Origin of the sequence: Microterricola gilva, assembly GCF_004217495.1 — a bacterium.
Taxonomy (GTDB): domain Bacteria; phylum Actinomycetota; class Actinomycetes; order Actinomycetales; family Microbacteriaceae; genus Microterricola; species Microterricola gilva.
The window spans coordinates 2,706,008-2,719,416 of record NZ_SHLC01000001.1; the positions used below are offsets into that span (position 1 = coordinate 2,706,008).

Below are 13,409 nucleotides of genomic sequence, written 5' to 3' on the forward strand. Positions count from 1 at the left end.
AGCGGGGCCGTCGTCGTGCTTCCCCGCCCACCTGAGGAGGCTGCCATGAGCACCGTCGCACGCATCACGAGCATCAGCTCGCGTTCCGAGACCAGTTTCGACGACGCGGTGAAGGGCGGCATCCAGCGTGCAAGCGCGACCCTGCGCAACGTCTCCGGCGCCTGGGTGAAGGAGCAGAAGGTCGAGGTGACCGACGGCGCGATCAGCGGCTACCAGGTGGTCCTCGAGGTCACCTTCGTGCTCGACGACTGAACGCAGCGCGTCAGCCGCCGAGCGCGCGGCTCAGGCGCTCGGGAACCCCGCGAAGCGGATCCCCCACTGCGAGACCCAGTCCTCGCCGGATGCCACGAGCGTCAGGCCCGCACCGGAGTTGTAGGCGTCGGCCGGGCCGGTCATCGGTTCGATCGCGATGGCGGTGACGACGGCATCAGCCGTGCCGTGCTCGTCGATGGATGAGCCCCGCGCCGGGAACGTCGGCGTGATGTACACCTGCACGTAGCCGAAGTTCTCGTCGCCCCAGATCTCGACGCGGCGGCCGTCCGGCGCGGTGAGGCTGTGCGCGGTCTCGCCGTCGACGACGTGCGAGTCACCCCAGGCGTCGTCGAGGGCGAGATCGCCGACGCGGCGGCTCAGCGGGCTGCCAGCGCGCAGGTCGAACGCGGTGCCGTCCACTGCGCTCAGCCCGGTCGGGTTGAGGCGCTCATCGACGTCGATGTGCGTGTCGGCGTTCACCGTGAGCTGGAGCTCCTCCGTCGGCACGTCGCCGATCTTCAGGAACGGGTGCGAGGCCACCGTGACGGGGGCGTCACCGGCGGCGACGTTGCGCACCGTGTGGGTGACGGAGAGTCCGTCTGCGACGAGTTCGTAGCGAACAAGGGTGTCGAGGTGGAAGGGGTAACCGAGCTGCGGGAACACCTGGGCGCCCAGCGTGATCGCCGAGTCGCTGCGCTCGACGACGCGGTAGGGCGCGAAGCGCAGCAGGCCGTGGATGGCGTTGTTGAGGTCGACCTCGGTGATGGCGAGCTGGTGGCTCGTTCCGGCCGCATCGACCCAGACTCCGTCAGGGATTCGGTTGCCCCACGGCATCAGCACAACGCCGGCGCACGACGGCGGCGCGATCTCGGCGTCGAAGCCCTGTACCAGCTCGACGCCGTCGATGCTCAGCTCGCGGATGCCGGCGGCGAGCTCGGTGATGACGGCACGCAGCGCGCCTGAGGGGGTCTGGAGTGCGAGCTCGAACTGCTCGCCGGTGGGAAAAGTCATGGAGTTCAGCCTAGGAGGATCGGGGCACGAGCACGTTCACGCCTGCGGTGGCGAGCGCTGCGCTCAGCTCGGGGGTGATGGCGGCGGATGCCGCGGCATCCGTCACCAGAGAATCGAACGCGTCGAGCGCAGCCACCTTGCCCAGGTGCACCCGGCCGAGCTTGGAGGAGTCGGCCACGACGATGACGCGCTCGGCCGAGGCCGTCATGCGCGCCTTGATCGCCGCCTCCGGCAGGTTGATGTTGCTCACGCCGTGCTCGGCGTCGATGCCGTTGCACCCGATGAAGGCGATGTCGGCGTGCACCTGGCTGAGCACGAGGTCAGCGAGGGGGTCGACGAGCGAGTGTTGCAGCGGCCGCAGGGCGCCGCCCGTGACGATCACGCTGAACCGCGGAATCTCGCTCTCGAGCTCGAGCGCGATGCTGAGACCGTTCGTCACGATCACGAGGTCGACGAGGTCGCGCCTGGCCTTCAGCGCCCGCGCGACTGCGAGGGTCGTCGTCCCGACGTCGAGCAGCACACTCTGTCCGCTCTGCACGAGCGAGGCGGCGAGCTCACCGATCTGCTGTTTGGGCAGCACGGACTCGGCGAGCGCCACCTCGAAGGCACGCTCGCGCTGCGCCTGCCCGACGGGCACGGCTCCCCCGTGCACCCGCTCGGCCAGATTCGCCTCGACCAGGCTGTCGAGGTCGGTGCGCGCGGTCACTCCGCTCACCCCGAAGCTCTCGGCCAGCTCGGTGACGCGCACGAAACCGCGCTCGCCGAGCATCGCAACGATCTGCTCGCGGCGCTGCCACGCCGGCAGGGCTTCGCGACCCTCTCGGATCGCTCCGTTCTCGGCTGGGCCGTCCGTGTGGCTCTCTCCTGGCATGAGCCCATCTTGGCCGCAGCAGCGTGATTTTTCAATATGAAAGCTCATTGCTTTCATATTCGTAAATCGGCTACTCTGGCTCTGCCATGACTGACACACATTCGGATGCCGCCTCCCCCGCCTTCGCGCGCGACGAGCGCATCGCGCGCCAGAGCCACCGCCTCGCCGACGGCCGTGAGCTGATCTACTTCGATGACGCCGACACGACGCTGGCCCCCGACCGCGCCCCTGACCTGCGCGAGCTCGCCCCGCGCCCGGCGAACGCCGTGATGCGACAGGACCCGCTCACCGGCGAGTGGGTGTCGATCGCTGCAGCCAGGCAGAACCGCGTCGTGCTGCCGCCCGCGCACCTCGACCCGTTGTCCCCGCAGTCGCCTGGCAACCCCTCCGAGATCCCCAGCCGCTACGACGTCGCCGTGTTCGAGAACAAGTCGCCGTCGTTCGGGCCGCTGCTCGCCGACTCCGACGATCCGACGATGGACGCCCCGCGGTCCCTGGAGGATCTGGAATCCGTCGGACTCGGCCGCACCCGCACCTCGGTCGGCCGCTGCGAGGTCGTCTGCTTCAGCCCGGAGCACGAGGGCTCCTTCGGCACCCAGTCCGTCTCGCGCGCCCGCACCGTGATCGAGGCGTGGGCTGAGCGCACCGCGGCCCTCTCGGCCATGCCGGGCATCGCCCAGGTCTTCCCCTTCGAGAACCGGGGCGAGGCCATCGGCGTCACCCTCGGCCACCCGCACGGCCAGATCTACTCCTACCCGTACGTCACTCCGCGCACGCAGCGCCTGCTCGAGTCGGTGGAGCGCTACGAGCCCGGCGCCGATGGCACCGGCCTCTTCGCCGACATCCTCGCGTTCGAGCAGGCCGGCGAGCGCGTGCTGCTGCAGGGCGAGCACTGGACGGCCTTCGTGCCGTTCGCCGCCCGCTGGCCCGTCGAGGTGCACATGCTGCCGCACCGCCACGTGCCCGACTTCGCCGAGACGACGCTCGCCGAGCGCGACGAACTGGCCGTGCTCTACCTGCGGCTGCTGCGCGGCATCGACGCGCTCTACGAGACGCCGACTCCCTACATCGCCGCCTGGCACCAGGCGCCCGTCGAGCGCGGCCGCGACGACATCCGCCTGATGCTCCAGCTCACCAGCCCGCGCCGCGCCGCCGACAAGCTCAAGTTCTTGGCCGGTTCCGAGGCGGCGATGGGAGCCTGGATCGGCGACGTCGCGCCAGAGGTCGCCGCCGCCAACATCCGCGAGGCCATCGCCAGGGCGCAAGGCGAAGCCTTGCGAAAGGCGGCAGCCCCCGATCCGGCAGACCGCGGATCGCAACCCAACACTGCACCTGAGAACCCGATTCCCACCGAAGGATCCCCAGCATGACCGCATCGCGCCCCACCGTCACCGCCGCCACGATCCGCGCCGAGTTCGCCGCCCGCTTCGGACGCGAGCCACGCGGGCTCTGGTCGGCGCCAGGCCGCGTCAACCTCATCGGTGAGCACACCGACTACAACGACGGCTACGTCTTCCCGTTCGCGATCAACCGCCGCACGCTGATCGGGCTGGCCCTGCGCGACGACAATGTGCTGCGCGTCGCCTCGTCGCACGCAGCGGAGTCGGTCGAGATCAGCCTCGACGACCTCGCCCCGGAGAAGCTCGCCGACTGGTCGGCCTACCCGCTCGGCGTCGCGTGGGCGCTCGGCCAGTTCGGCGCACGCCTCGGCTCGCTGCCCGGAGCCGACATCTACATCGATTCCGAGGTGCCGATCGGCGCAGGGCTCTCCTCCTCCGCCGCGATCGAGTGCGCGGTCGCCGTCGCGCTGAACGACGTCTGGCACCTCGACCTCGACCGCCGCACGCTCGCCAAGGTCGGCCAGCTGGCGGAGAACCGCGCGGTCGGCGCTCCGACCGGCATCATGGACCAGTCCGCCTCGCTCCTCGGTGAGGCCGACGCCGGCGTGTTCCTCGACTGCCGAACCCTCGACGCCGACGTGATCCCGCTCGGCTTCGACGCCGCCGGGCTCGAGCTGCTCATCATCGACACGCGGGTCAGCCACTCGCACGCGACCGGTGGCTACGCCGCCCGCCGCGCCTCCTGCGAGGCCGGCGCGGCCGCGATGGGTGTCCCCGCCCTGCGCGACCTGCACGATCGCGACCTCGCGAAGGCCGCTGAGCTCCTCGACGACGAGACCTTCCGCCGCGTGCGCCACGTCGTCACCGAGAACCAGCGCGTGCTCGACACGGTCCGCACGCTGCGCGAGCACGGCCCGCGCGCCATCGGCGCCCTGCTCGACGCATCGCACGTCTCGATGCGCGACGACTTCGAGATCAGCTGCGCCGAGCTCGACCTCGCCGTCGAGACGGCCAAGGCCGCCGGCGCCATCGGTGCACGCATGACTGGAGGCGGCTTCGGCGGCGCCGCGATCGCGCTGGTCCCGCACGAGCTGGTCACGCCGATCTCGGCCGCCGTCGAGCAGGCGTTCGCGGATGCCGGTTACACCGCGCCGACGCTGTTCACCGTGCGTGCGGCGGCCGGCGCCACCCGCGAGCTGTAGCGAGATTCAGCTCAGCAGACACCGCTGGTTGAGCCTGTCGAGATCGCCTCGCGGTTTCGACAGGCTCAACCTGCGGGCTGCGACCGTCGCGAAAGCAGGCGGGTTGGGCTCGGTGCGCGCGAAAGCAGGCGCCTGCGGTCCGGCCGCCGCCGTTGCGCCTGTTCTCGACTCGCACGGGCCACTGTTTCCGCGGCACAGAAATGACGCCGGTGCGTGACTCAGGAGGCGAGTCACGCACCGGCGTGTTTTCACGAACGCGAGCGAGCAGTAGGAGTACAAGGCCATCCCCCGCCCACGCCGTGAAGCTGGGGGTCAGTCCTTCAGGTGGTAGCGGAGGCTCGCCAGCTCGGCCAGCAGCGCAGCCGGCACCTTGCCGTTGAACTGGTCGAAGTACTCCTCGGTGAGGTCGCACTCCGCACGCCAGGAGGCCTTGTCAACCGCGAACAGCTGCTTGGCGGCATCCGGTGCCAGCTCGAGACCGTCGAGGTTGAGCTCACCCTCGGCCGGAACGACACCGACGGCGGTGTTCTCACCGGCGACGGTGCCCTCGATGCGGCCGACGATCCACTCGAGCACGCGGGAGTTCTCGCCGAAGCCCGGCCACAGGAAGCTGCCGTCTGCCCCCTTGCGGAACCAGTTGACCTGGAAGATCTGGGGCGTCTTGGTGCCGAGCGTGCGGCCCATCTTCACCCAGTGCGCCCAGTAGTCGGCCATGTTGTAGCCGCAGAACGGGAGCATCGCGAAGGGGTCGCGGCGCAGCTCGCCGACGGTGCCTTCCGCGGCGGCCGTCTTCTCCGAGCTGATGGTCGCACCCATGAAGACGCCGTGCTTCCAGCTGCGGGCCTGGGCAACGAGCGGCACGTTGGTCGCACGCCGTCCGCCGAACAGGATCGCATCGATCGGCACGCCGTCCGTGCTCTCCCAGTCGTCGGCGATCGACGGGCACTGCGCGGCGGAGACCGTGAAGCGCGAGTTCGGGTGCGCGGCCGGGCGACCGGAATCCGGCGTCCAGTCCTTGCCCTGCCAGTCGATCAGGTGTGCAGGCGGGGTGTCGGTGAGACCTTCCCACCAGACATCGCCGTCGTCGCGCAGCGCGACGTTGGTGAAGATCGTGTTGCCCCACAGGGTGTCGACGGCGGTCTGGTTGGTGCTCAGACCGGTGCCGGGTGCGACGCCGAAGAAGCCGGCCTCCGGGTTGATCGCCCAGAGTCGCCCGTCACTGCCAGGACGCAGCCAGGCGATGTCGTCGCCGATGGTCTCGACCTTCCAGCCAGGGATGGTCGGGCGCAGCATGGCCAGGTTCGTCTTGCCACAGGCGGAGGGGAACGCGGCGGCCACGTGGTAGCTCTTGCCCTCTGGCGAGGTGATCTTGATCAGCAGCATGTGCTCGGCGAGCCAGCCCTCGTCCCGTGCCATCACGGAGGCGATGCGGAGCGCGAAGCACTTCTTGGCCAGCAGGGCGTTTCCGCCGTAGCCGGAGCCGTATGACCACACCTCGCGGCTGTCAGGGAACTGCACGATGTACTTGGTGTCGTTGCACGGCCAGTCGAGGTCGTCGCGCGGGAAGCCGTCGGCATCCACCAGCTCGTAGCCGACGGAGTGGACCGTGCGCACCCAGGCGTCGCCGTCTTCGATCATGCGGTAGACGCGGTCGCCCATGCGGGTCATGATGCCCATGTTCAGAACGACGTAGGGCGAGTCGGTGATCTCGACGCCGAGCTGCGAGATGGGGCCGCCGAGGGGGCCCATCGAGAACGGCACGACGTACATCGTGCGGCCGCGCATGCTGCCGGTGAAGACCTCGCGCAGCTCTGCGCGCATCTGCTTGGGGTCGCGCCAGTTGTTGGTCGGGCCCGCGTCCTCCTCGTAGGTGGAGCAGATGAAGGTGCGGTCCTCGACGCGGGCGACGTCCTTCGGGTCGGTGCGTGCGAGGTAGCTGTTGGGGCGCCACTCCGGGTTCAGCCGGATGAGCTTGCCCTCGGTGACGAGCAGCTTCGTGAGGTGGTCTGCCTCGGCGATCGAGCCGTCGCACCAGACGATGTCGGCCGGCTGCGTGATCGCGGCAATCTCCTTGACCCAGGCGCGCAGCGCGGGGTCCGTGGTGCCTCGGTTGGCGGGGGCTGCCGAGGAGCCCGTTCCCACTGAGATCTCTGAGATTGTCATCTCTGTGCCTTTCTGCTCTTCGTCGTGCAGTTCGTATGTGCGGTGGCGAATCACCCTGAGTCCGGATGCCGGTGGCACCCGTTCTGCGTGAATCCCGACCTTCCATTCCAGAATGCGCCTGTTTTCCGCCCGAAACCACCCAAAGTGGCCTTAAGAATCACGATTCTTTCCGTATTCTTAAGGCATGAAGCAACGCAGCTCCGATCTTGAAACGCTCGGCCACCGCATCCGGCACTTCCGCGGCCAGCGCGGCCTCACCCTGGACCAGCTGGGCGAACGACTCGGACTGGCCGGCAGCCAGCTCTCGCTGATCGAGAACGGCAAGCGCGAGGCCCGCGTCGGCACGCTGCAGGCGATAGCCGCCGCACTCGACATCGAGCTCAGCACCCTGCTCTCCGGCGAGGCCCCCAACGAGCGGGCCGCACTGGAGATCGAGTTGGGCAGGGCCCAGAAGAGTCCGCTCTACGCCGCACTCGGGTTGCCACAGGTCAAGCCGACGCGGGGCATGAACACCGAGGCGTTGACCGCGATCGTCGGGCTCCACCGGGAACTCGCCCGCCGGGCATCCGAGGCCATCGCCACTCCGGAGGAGGCCCGCCGGGCCAACACGGAGCTGCGCGAGCGCATGCGGGAACGCGACAACTACATGCCGGAGATCGAGGTGTTGGCCGAGGAACGGGTGCGGGCATCCGGCCACACCTCCGGCGCCCTGACGCACCGCGAGGTGAGCGTGATGGCCGAGCAGCTCGGCTTCACCCTGATCTACGTGAACGACCTGCCGAGCTCGACCCGTTCGCTCACCGACCTCGCCAACGGCCGGATCTACCTGCCCCCGGCCTCGATCCCCGGCGGCCACGGCCTGCGCTCGATGGCGCTGCAGGCGATGGCGCACCGGCTGCTCGGCCACCAGCGCCCGGCCAGCTACGCCGAGTTCCTCTGGCAACGGCTCGAGATCAACTACTACGCGGCGTGCTGCCTGATGCCGCGCGAGGCATCCGTTGCATTCCTGCAGACGGCCAAGAAGGAGAAGCGGCTCGCGATCGAGGACTTCCGCGACGCCTTCGGCGTCACCCACGAGGCCGCGGCGCTCCGCTTCACGAACCTCGCAACGGCCCACCTCGACATGAGGCTGCACTTCCTCCGCGTGAGCGGCGACGGCGCGCTGCAGAAGGGCTACGAGAACGACGATCTGCCGCTGCCGACCGACGTGACCGGATCGATCGAGGGACAGTTCGTCTGCAAGCAGTGGAGCGCGCGCAACGCCTTCACCCACACGAACCGCACGACCGAGTTCTACCAGTACACCGACACCCCGGCCGGCACCTTCTGGTGCGCGACGCAGACCGGCAGCTCGCAGTCGGGTACAGGGCGCTCCGGCGAGTTCTCGATCAGCGTCGGCGTGCCGTTCGCGGAGGCGAAGTGGTTCCGCGGCCGGGAGACGTCGAACCGGGTCGAGTCGCGCTGCCCGGACGAGTCGTGCTGCAGGCGCCCACCGGCCGAGCTCGCCTCCCGCTGGAGCGGCCAGGCCTGGCCGAGCGCGCGCCTGCACGCCCACGTGCTCTCCCCGCTGCCCTCCGGCACCTTCCCCGGCGTCGATGACGCCGAGGTGTACGAGTTCCTGGAGAGCCACCAACGCGAAGCTTGACGCGCCAGCGTCAAGCGGCGATTCTGCGCACCTTCTGGCGAGCGGATCCTGACAGAGCATGTGCCTCTTGTAATAGTGTGTGACTCACACTATGGTGTGAAACATGAGTATGGATGAGACGACAGCCCTGCATGTGCAGGAGCTGCGGCGCGGCACCGTCGTGCTTGCCTGCCTGGTACGACTGGCGACGCCGGAGTACGGCTACGCCCTGCTCGAGACGCTCAGCGAGCTCGGCTTCTCCGTCGACGCCGGCACGCTCTATCCGTTGCTCAGACGGCTCGAGAAGCAGGGCCTTCTCAGCAGCGCCTGGAACACCGACGAGGCCAGGCCCCGGAAGTTCTACACCACGAGCGCGCTCGGCCACGAGCTCGCCGCTTCACTGACCACGGAGTGGCACGCGATCGACGAGTCACTGCGCGCACTGAAGGCGCGCGCGCCGAAGGAAGGAATCTGATCATGAGCACCCTCACCGACCGATACGTCTGGGCGGCCGTGCGCAGCATCCCCGAGAAACAGCGGGGCGAGCTCGAGCCGGAACTGCGCGGCCTCATCGCCGACACCACCGACGCCCAGCGGGAGAAGGGCGTCTCAGACGCCGACATTGAACGCGCGACACTGCTCGAACTCGGTGATCCAGTTCGCCTGGCCGCCGGCTACACCGAGCGCCCCCTGCAGCTGATCGGCCCGCGCTACTACCTGGACTGGTTGCGCCTGCTCAAGCTCCTCCTCGTCATCGTCGTGCCGATCGCCGCACTCGGGGCAGCACTCGGCCGCCTGTTGAGCGGAGGCGATGTCGGCGACGTGTTCGGCGCCCTGTTCGTCACCGCCATCGGCGTCGCCGTGCACCTCAGCTTCTGGGTCACGCTGGTGTTCGCGCTCGTGGAGCGCGGCGGCGTCCAGCGCATCAAGACGCCGGGCGACGGCCCGCTGCTCGAGTGGACGCCAGACAGCCTCCCCCAGCTGCCGGCCCCCGCCGCCCGCCGCCAGTCGCTCGTTGAGCTGATCCTGGGCCTCGTCTTCCTCGCCGTGTTCGCCGGCTGGTTCGTCTGGCAGCAGTTCAACTCCTTCCTCACGGATGCCGACGGCACCCCGATCCCCGTGCTCGAGCCCGCACTCTGGAGCGGCTGGATGTACTGGTTCCTCGGCCTCATCGTGCTGGAGGGGGTCTTCGCGGTGTGGGTGTACCAGCGCGGCCGGATGACGATGGGTCTCGCCACCCTCAATCTGTTCATGAACATCGCATTCACCGTGCCGGCGGTCTGGCTGCTGCTGACCGGGCAACTGATCAATCAGGAGTTCCTCGACGCGATCCCCGACACCGACGCGGACTTCGACACGGCGATGAGCTACGCCCTCCCGGTGATCGCGTTCATCGTGATCGGGGTGGCCGTGTGGGACGTCATCGACGGCTACATCAAGGCCTGGCGCTCCCGGAACGTCTCAGACACCGCTGGGGAATAGCATCCGGCATCCGCCGCGTTGCACCAGTCATGCCACTACAGGGACAGTACGCGCCGAGCACCTCCGAGTGGGCGCGCAAACAGGCCGAACGGTTCGAGGAGTCGGGCGGGAGTGAGGCAGCGCTCCTGCGCAACAAGCCGATCATCGTGCTGACGACGAGGGGCGCCAAGACGGGCGCACTGCGCAAGACCGCGCTGATGCGGGTGGAGCACGACGGCCGGTACGCGGTTGTCGCCTCCAAGGGCGGGGCGCCGGACAACCCGGCGTGGTTCCACAACATCGTGGCCGAGCCGCTCGTTGAGCTGCAGGACGGCGATGTGAAGCGCGACTACCTCGCGCACGAGGCGCAGGGTGCAGAGCGCGAGGAGTGGTGGGCGCTTGCCGTCGCGGCGTGGCCAGACTATGCGAACTACCAGCTCAAGACCGAGCGGGTCATCCCTCTCTTCGTGCTGGAGTCGGTGCAGGACTGACACCCGTCGCCCGCTGGCGCTCGCGTGGCGCCAGCGGAAGAATGCAGGCATGGGTGAGGAACGCGTGGATGCGCCGCCGTTGACCGCGTCGGCCTTCGTTGCAGCGCTCTGGCGTGAGCAGTCCGATGCGGAACTCGCGAAGTACGGCCGATACTTCCCGGGCGCCGACGCGCAGGCGAACGGTGACCGCTTCATCGGCGTGCGCATGGGGACCGTGTTCGCGCTCGCCCGCGACCATGCTGCTCTCCCCCTCGATCAGATCGAGGCCCTGCTCGACGACGACATCCACGAGGCCAGGGCCGGGGCGCTCCGCATCATGGCGAACCGGGCCAAGGCGACGTCGACAGATGACGGGGCACGTCGGCAGCTTTACGAGCTGTACCTGCGCCGCCACGATCGGATCAACAACTGGGATCTCGTCGATCTGGGCGCGTGGGATGTCGTCGGCGGCTGGCTCCGCGATCACCCCCGCGACGTGCTCTACCGCCTCGCCGAGTCGGAGTCGCTCTGGGAGCGACGGACCGGGATGCTCGCGACGCTGGCCTTCGTGCGCCGCGGGGAGCTCGACGACGCCTACGCGATCGCGGAGCGGTTGCTCGGCGATCCGGAAGACCTGGTGCGCAAGCCGATCGGCGCCGTGCTGCGCGCGGCCGGCGACCACGACGAGGAGCGACTGCGCGCGTTCATCGACCGTCACGGCCCCTCGATGGCGCGGGTGACGCTGCGATTCGCGATCGAGCATTTCGACGAGGCGACACGGAGGCAGCTGCTCAGCACCACCGCCTAGACACGTCCAGCGAGCGGATGCATTAATCAAACGCCGCGTACTAGAATGATCGTGCGCATCGGAAGATTGAGGGGTTCCGCGGGGGCGGATACGGTGCGAAGCGACGGTCGCGGGCTTCGCCTGCGACCGTCGCCCCATTCGTGGCCGCTGCCCGGCGCGGGCGGTCGCGCACGCGTGTTTCGCGCGTGGCTAGCGCGGCTGCATCCGGATCGCCCCGTCCAGCCGGATCGTCTCACCGTTCAGCATCGGGTTCTCGACGATGTGGCGGACGAGTGCGGCGTACTCACTCGGATCGCCGAGGCGGGACGGATGCGGAACCTGGGCGCCGAGGGAGTCACGCACCTCCTGCGGCAGCCCGCGCAGCATCGGGGTGTCGAAGGTGCCAGGCGCGATCGTCATCACGCGGATCAGGGTCTGCGCGAACTCGCGCGCCAACGGCAGGGTCATCGCGGCGACACCGCCCTTCGACGCGGCATAGGCGGCCTGCCCGATCTGGCCGTCGAAGGCGGCGACAGACGCCGTGTTGACGATGACGCCACGCTCCTCCCCCACCGGCGCCGTCGCCTGCATGGCCGCACCGGCCAGACGCACGACGTTGAAGGTCCCGAGCAGGTTCACCCGGATGACGCGCTCGAACGCCTCGAGCGGCAGCGGGCCCTCGCGCCCGACGGCGCGCGCACCGGGCGCGATGCCCGCGCAGTTCACAACGATTCGCAGCGGAGCGAAGGCGGATGCCGCGTCAACAGCTGCCTGTACATCGGCGGCACTCGTGACGTCGCCGGCGACGAAGCGCGCCCGCCCGCCGAGTGCCTCGACGATCTGCTCTCCTGGTGCGCCGGGCAGATCGAGCAGCACGACGGCCGCGCCGGCATCGTGCAGGGCGGTGACGGTGGCGAGGCCGAGACCCGATGCGCCTCCCGTGACGAGTGCTGCGGAACCGTGGATCAGCATGTCAGAGCCTTTCGATGATGGTCGCGTTCGCCATGCCGCCGCCCTCGCACATGGTCTGCAGGCCGTAGCGGCCGCCGGAACTCTCGAGTTCGTTGAGCAGGGTGCCAAGCAGCCGGGTGCCGGAGGATCCGAGCGCGTGGCCGAGCGCTATCGCGCCGCCGCGCGGGTTGAGCTTGGCGATGTCGGCACCGATCTCGCGCTGCCACACGAGCGGCACGCTGGCGAATGCCTCGTTCACCTCGTAGGCGTCGATGTCGTCGATGCTGAGACCCGCGCGGTCCAGGATGCGTCGGGTGGCGGGGATCACGCCCGTCAGCATGAGCAGGGGGTCGCTTCCGGTGACCGCGAAACTGTGGAAGCGGGCGCGGGGCGTGAGCCCGAGCGCGGCGGCCTTCTCGGCGCTCATGATGAGCGCGGCCGATGCGCCGTCCGTCAGCGGCGAGGAGTTGCCTGCCGTGATCCGCCATTCGAGATCGGGGAAGCGCTCGGCGAGCCTCTCGCTGTGGAACGCGGGCTTCAGCCCGGCGAGCGACTCGAGCGTTGTTCCGGCGCGGATCGTCTCGTCCGCCGCGACGATCGTGCCGTCGGATGCCGTCACCGAGACGAGTTCGCGGGCGAAGTCGCCGCGCGCCGCGGCCGCGGCGGCGAGCGCGTGGGACCGGGCGGCGAACGCGTCGAGCTCGTCGCGGCCGATGTCCCAGCGTGCATTGATGAGCTCGGCGGAGACGCCCTGGTTCACCAGGCCCTCGGGGTAGCGCTCGTGCATGAGCGAGCCGAACGGATCCTGCCGCGCATCGCCCGCACCGAGCGAGGTGCCGAGCGGGACCCGACTCATCGACTCGACCCCGCAGGCGATGACGATGTCGTAGGCGCCGGCGATGACGCCCTGGGCGGCGAAGCTCGCGGCCTGCTGGCTCGAGCCGCACTGCCTGTCGATGGTGGTGCCGGGGACGGAGTCGGGGAAACCGGCGCTGAGCAGCGCGGTGCGCGTGACGTTGTTGGCCTGTTCGCCCACCTGGCTGACGCAGCCGCCGATCACGTCGTCGACGAGGGCGGGGTCCAGATCATTGCGGGAGAGCAGCTCACCGAGCACGCCGGCCAAGAGGTCGACGGGATGCACGCCAGACAGCGCGCCGCCGGGCTTCCCGCGGCCGGAGGGCGTGCGGACGACGTCGATGATGACAGCATCGTTGCTCATGCCCCCAGCCTATGCCCGCCGGTTTCGACGAACGGCCTACTCGACCAGCGGGGTGGCG

13 protein-coding genes are annotated in these 13,409 nt (G+C 69.3%); 8 read left to right on the forward strand and 5 right to left on the reverse strand.

Going from position 1 to position 13,409, the window contains the following annotated elements; genetic code table 11:
• Positions 1 to 45: 45 nt before the first annotated feature.
• The gene (locus EV379_RS12615) at positions 46 to 252 is read left to right on the forward strand and encodes a dodecin family protein (protein WP_130506444.1); all 207 of its coding nucleotides are present in this window, start codon (positions 46 to 48) and stop codon (positions 250 to 252) included.
• A 30-nt stretch (positions 253 to 282) separates the two neighbouring features.
• Here EV379_RS12615 and EV379_RS12620 read toward each other — a convergent pair whose 3' ends face one another.
• Both EV379_RS12620 and EV379_RS12625 read right to left on the reverse strand, forming a co-directional pair.
• Positions 283 to 1,263, reverse strand: a complete 981-nt coding sequence (locus tag EV379_RS12620; protein ID WP_130506445.1) for an aldose 1-epimerase family protein — start codon at positions 1,261 to 1,263, stop codon at positions 283 to 285.
• Between the two features lie 10 nt (positions 1,264 to 1,273).
• Positions 1,274 to 2,134 carry a DeoR/GlpR family DNA-binding transcription regulator gene (locus EV379_RS12625; protein WP_130506446.1) on the reverse strand — a complete coding sequence of 287 codons (861 nt, stop codon included), beginning with the start codon at positions 2,132 to 2,134 and terminating at the stop codon, positions 1,274 to 1,276.
• 86 nt (positions 2,135 to 2,220) lie between these two features.
• Here EV379_RS12625 and galT point away from each other — a divergent pair, with 86 nt between their 5' ends.
• Both galT and galK read left to right on the forward strand, forming a co-directional pair.
• Complete coding sequence (gene galT / locus EV379_RS12630; RefSeq protein ID WP_130506447.1) at positions 2,221 to 3,504, forward strand: galactose-1-phosphate uridylyltransferase; 1,284 nt, start codon at positions 2,221 to 2,223, stop codon at positions 3,502 to 3,504.
• Complete coding sequence (gene galK / locus EV379_RS12635; protein ID WP_130506448.1) at positions 3,501 to 4,676, forward strand: galactokinase; 1,176 nt, start codon at positions 3,501 to 3,503, stop codon at positions 4,674 to 4,676. The genes galT and galK overlap by 4 nt, the downstream gene beginning before the upstream one ends.
• A 312-nt stretch (positions 4,677 to 4,988) precedes the next feature.
• Here the strand turns inward: galK and EV379_RS12640 are convergent, their stop codons facing one another.
• Positions 4,989 to 6,839, reverse strand: a complete 1,851-nt coding sequence (locus EV379_RS12640; protein ID WP_130506449.1) for a phosphoenolpyruvate carboxykinase (GTP) — start codon at positions 6,837 to 6,839, stop codon at positions 4,989 to 4,991.
• Positions 6,840 to 7,023: 184 nt separating this feature from the next.
• Here EV379_RS12640 and EV379_RS12645 point away from each other — a divergent pair, with 184 nt between their 5' ends.
• The 5 genes from EV379_RS12645 to EV379_RS12665 all read left to right on the forward strand — a co-directional run bounded on the left by EV379_RS12645 (position 7,024) and on the right by EV379_RS12665 (position 11,202).
• The gene (locus tag EV379_RS12645; protein WP_130506450.1) at positions 7,024 to 8,484 is read left to right on the forward strand and encodes a helix-turn-helix domain-containing protein; all 1,461 of its coding nucleotides are present in this window, start codon (positions 7,024 to 7,026) and stop codon (positions 8,482 to 8,484) included.
• Positions 8,485 to 8,587: 103 nt separating this feature from the next.
• On the forward strand, positions 8,588 to 8,938 hold the full coding sequence (locus EV379_RS12650) for a PadR family transcriptional regulator (protein ID WP_130506451.1): 351 nt from the start codon (positions 8,588 to 8,590) through the stop codon (positions 8,936 to 8,938).
• Positions 8,939 to 8,940: 2 nt separating this feature from the next.
• Positions 8,941 to 9,945 (forward strand): hypothetical protein, encoded by a 1,005-nt coding sequence (locus tag EV379_RS12655; protein WP_130506452.1) that lies wholly within the window; start codon positions 8,941 to 8,943, stop codon positions 9,943 to 9,945.
• A 29-nt stretch (positions 9,946 to 9,974) separates the two neighbouring features.
• Complete coding sequence (locus tag EV379_RS12660) at positions 9,975 to 10,415, forward strand: nitroreductase family deazaflavin-dependent oxidoreductase (RefSeq protein ID WP_130506453.1); 441 nt, start codon at positions 9,975 to 9,977, stop codon at positions 10,413 to 10,415.
• Positions 10,416 to 10,464: 49 nt separating this feature from the next.
• The gene (locus EV379_RS12665; RefSeq protein ID WP_130506454.1) at positions 10,465 to 11,202 is read left to right on the forward strand and encodes a DNA alkylation repair protein; all 738 of its coding nucleotides are present in this window, start codon (positions 10,465 to 10,467) and stop codon (positions 11,200 to 11,202) included.
• Positions 11,203 to 11,391: 189 nt separating this feature from the next.
• On the opposite strand, the gene EV379_RS12670 is transcribed toward EV379_RS12665, so the two are convergent.
• Together EV379_RS12670 and EV379_RS12675 are read right to left on the reverse strand one after the other, a co-directional pair.
• Complete coding sequence (locus EV379_RS12670) at positions 11,392 to 12,153, reverse strand: SDR family NAD(P)-dependent oxidoreductase (protein WP_130506455.1); 762 nt, start codon at positions 12,151 to 12,153, stop codon at positions 11,392 to 11,394.
• Position 12,154: 1 nt separating this feature from the next.
• Positions 12,155 to 13,351 carry a thiolase family protein gene (locus EV379_RS12675; protein ID WP_130506456.1) on the reverse strand — a complete coding sequence of 399 codons (1,197 nt, stop codon included), beginning with the start codon at positions 13,349 to 13,351 and terminating at the stop codon, positions 12,155 to 12,157.
• Between the last annotated feature and the right edge of the window lie 58 nt (positions 13,352 to 13,409).

Bases quoted from the DNA above. Each gene is read 5' to 3' on its own strand.
- galK (WP_130506448.1), top strand. From the start codon at position 3,501: ATGACCGCATCGCGCCCCACCGTCACCGCCGCCACGATCCGCGCCGAG.
- EV379_RS12615 (WP_130506444.1), top strand. From the start codon at position 46: ATGAGCACCGTCGCACGCATCACGAGCATCAGCTCGCGTTCCGAGACC.
- EV379_RS12655 (WP_130506452.1), top strand. From the start codon at position 8,941: ATGAGCACCCTCACCGACCGATACGTCTGGGCGGCCGTGCGCAGCATC.
- EV379_RS12650 (WP_130506451.1), top strand. From the start codon at position 8,588: ATGAGTATGGATGAGACGACAGCCCTGCATGTGCAGGAGCTGCGGCGC.
- EV379_RS12645 (WP_130506450.1), top strand. From the start codon at position 7,024: ATGAAGCAACGCAGCTCCGATCTTGAAACGCTCGGCCACCGCATCCGG.
- EV379_RS12670 (WP_130506455.1), bottom strand. From the start codon at position 12,153: ATGCTGATCCACGGTTCCGCAGCACTCGTCACGGGAGGCGCATCGGGT.
- EV379_RS12625 (WP_130506446.1), bottom strand. From the start codon at position 2,134: ATGCCAGGAGAGAGCCACACGGACGGCCCAGCCGAGAACGGAGCGATC.
- EV379_RS12675 (WP_130506456.1), bottom strand. From the start codon at position 13,351: ATGAGCAACGATGCTGTCATCATCGACGTCGTCCGCACGCCCTCCGGC.
- EV379_RS12620 (WP_130506445.1), bottom strand. From the start codon at position 1,263: ATGACTTTTCCCACCGGCGAGCAGTTCGAGCTCGCACTCCAGACCCCC.
- EV379_RS12660 (WP_130506453.1), top strand. From the start codon at position 9,975: ATGCCACTACAGGGACAGTACGCGCCGAGCACCTCCGAGTGGGCGCGC.
- galT (WP_130506447.1), top strand. From the start codon at position 2,221: ATGACTGACACACATTCGGATGCCGCCTCCCCCGCCTTCGCGCGCGAC.
- EV379_RS12665 (WP_130506454.1), top strand. From the start codon at position 10,465: ATGGGTGAGGAACGCGTGGATGCGCCGCCGTTGACCGCGTCGGCCTTC.
- EV379_RS12640 (WP_130506449.1), bottom strand. From the start codon at position 6,839: ATGACAATCTCAGAGATCTCAGTGGGAACGGGCTCCTCGGCAGCCCCC.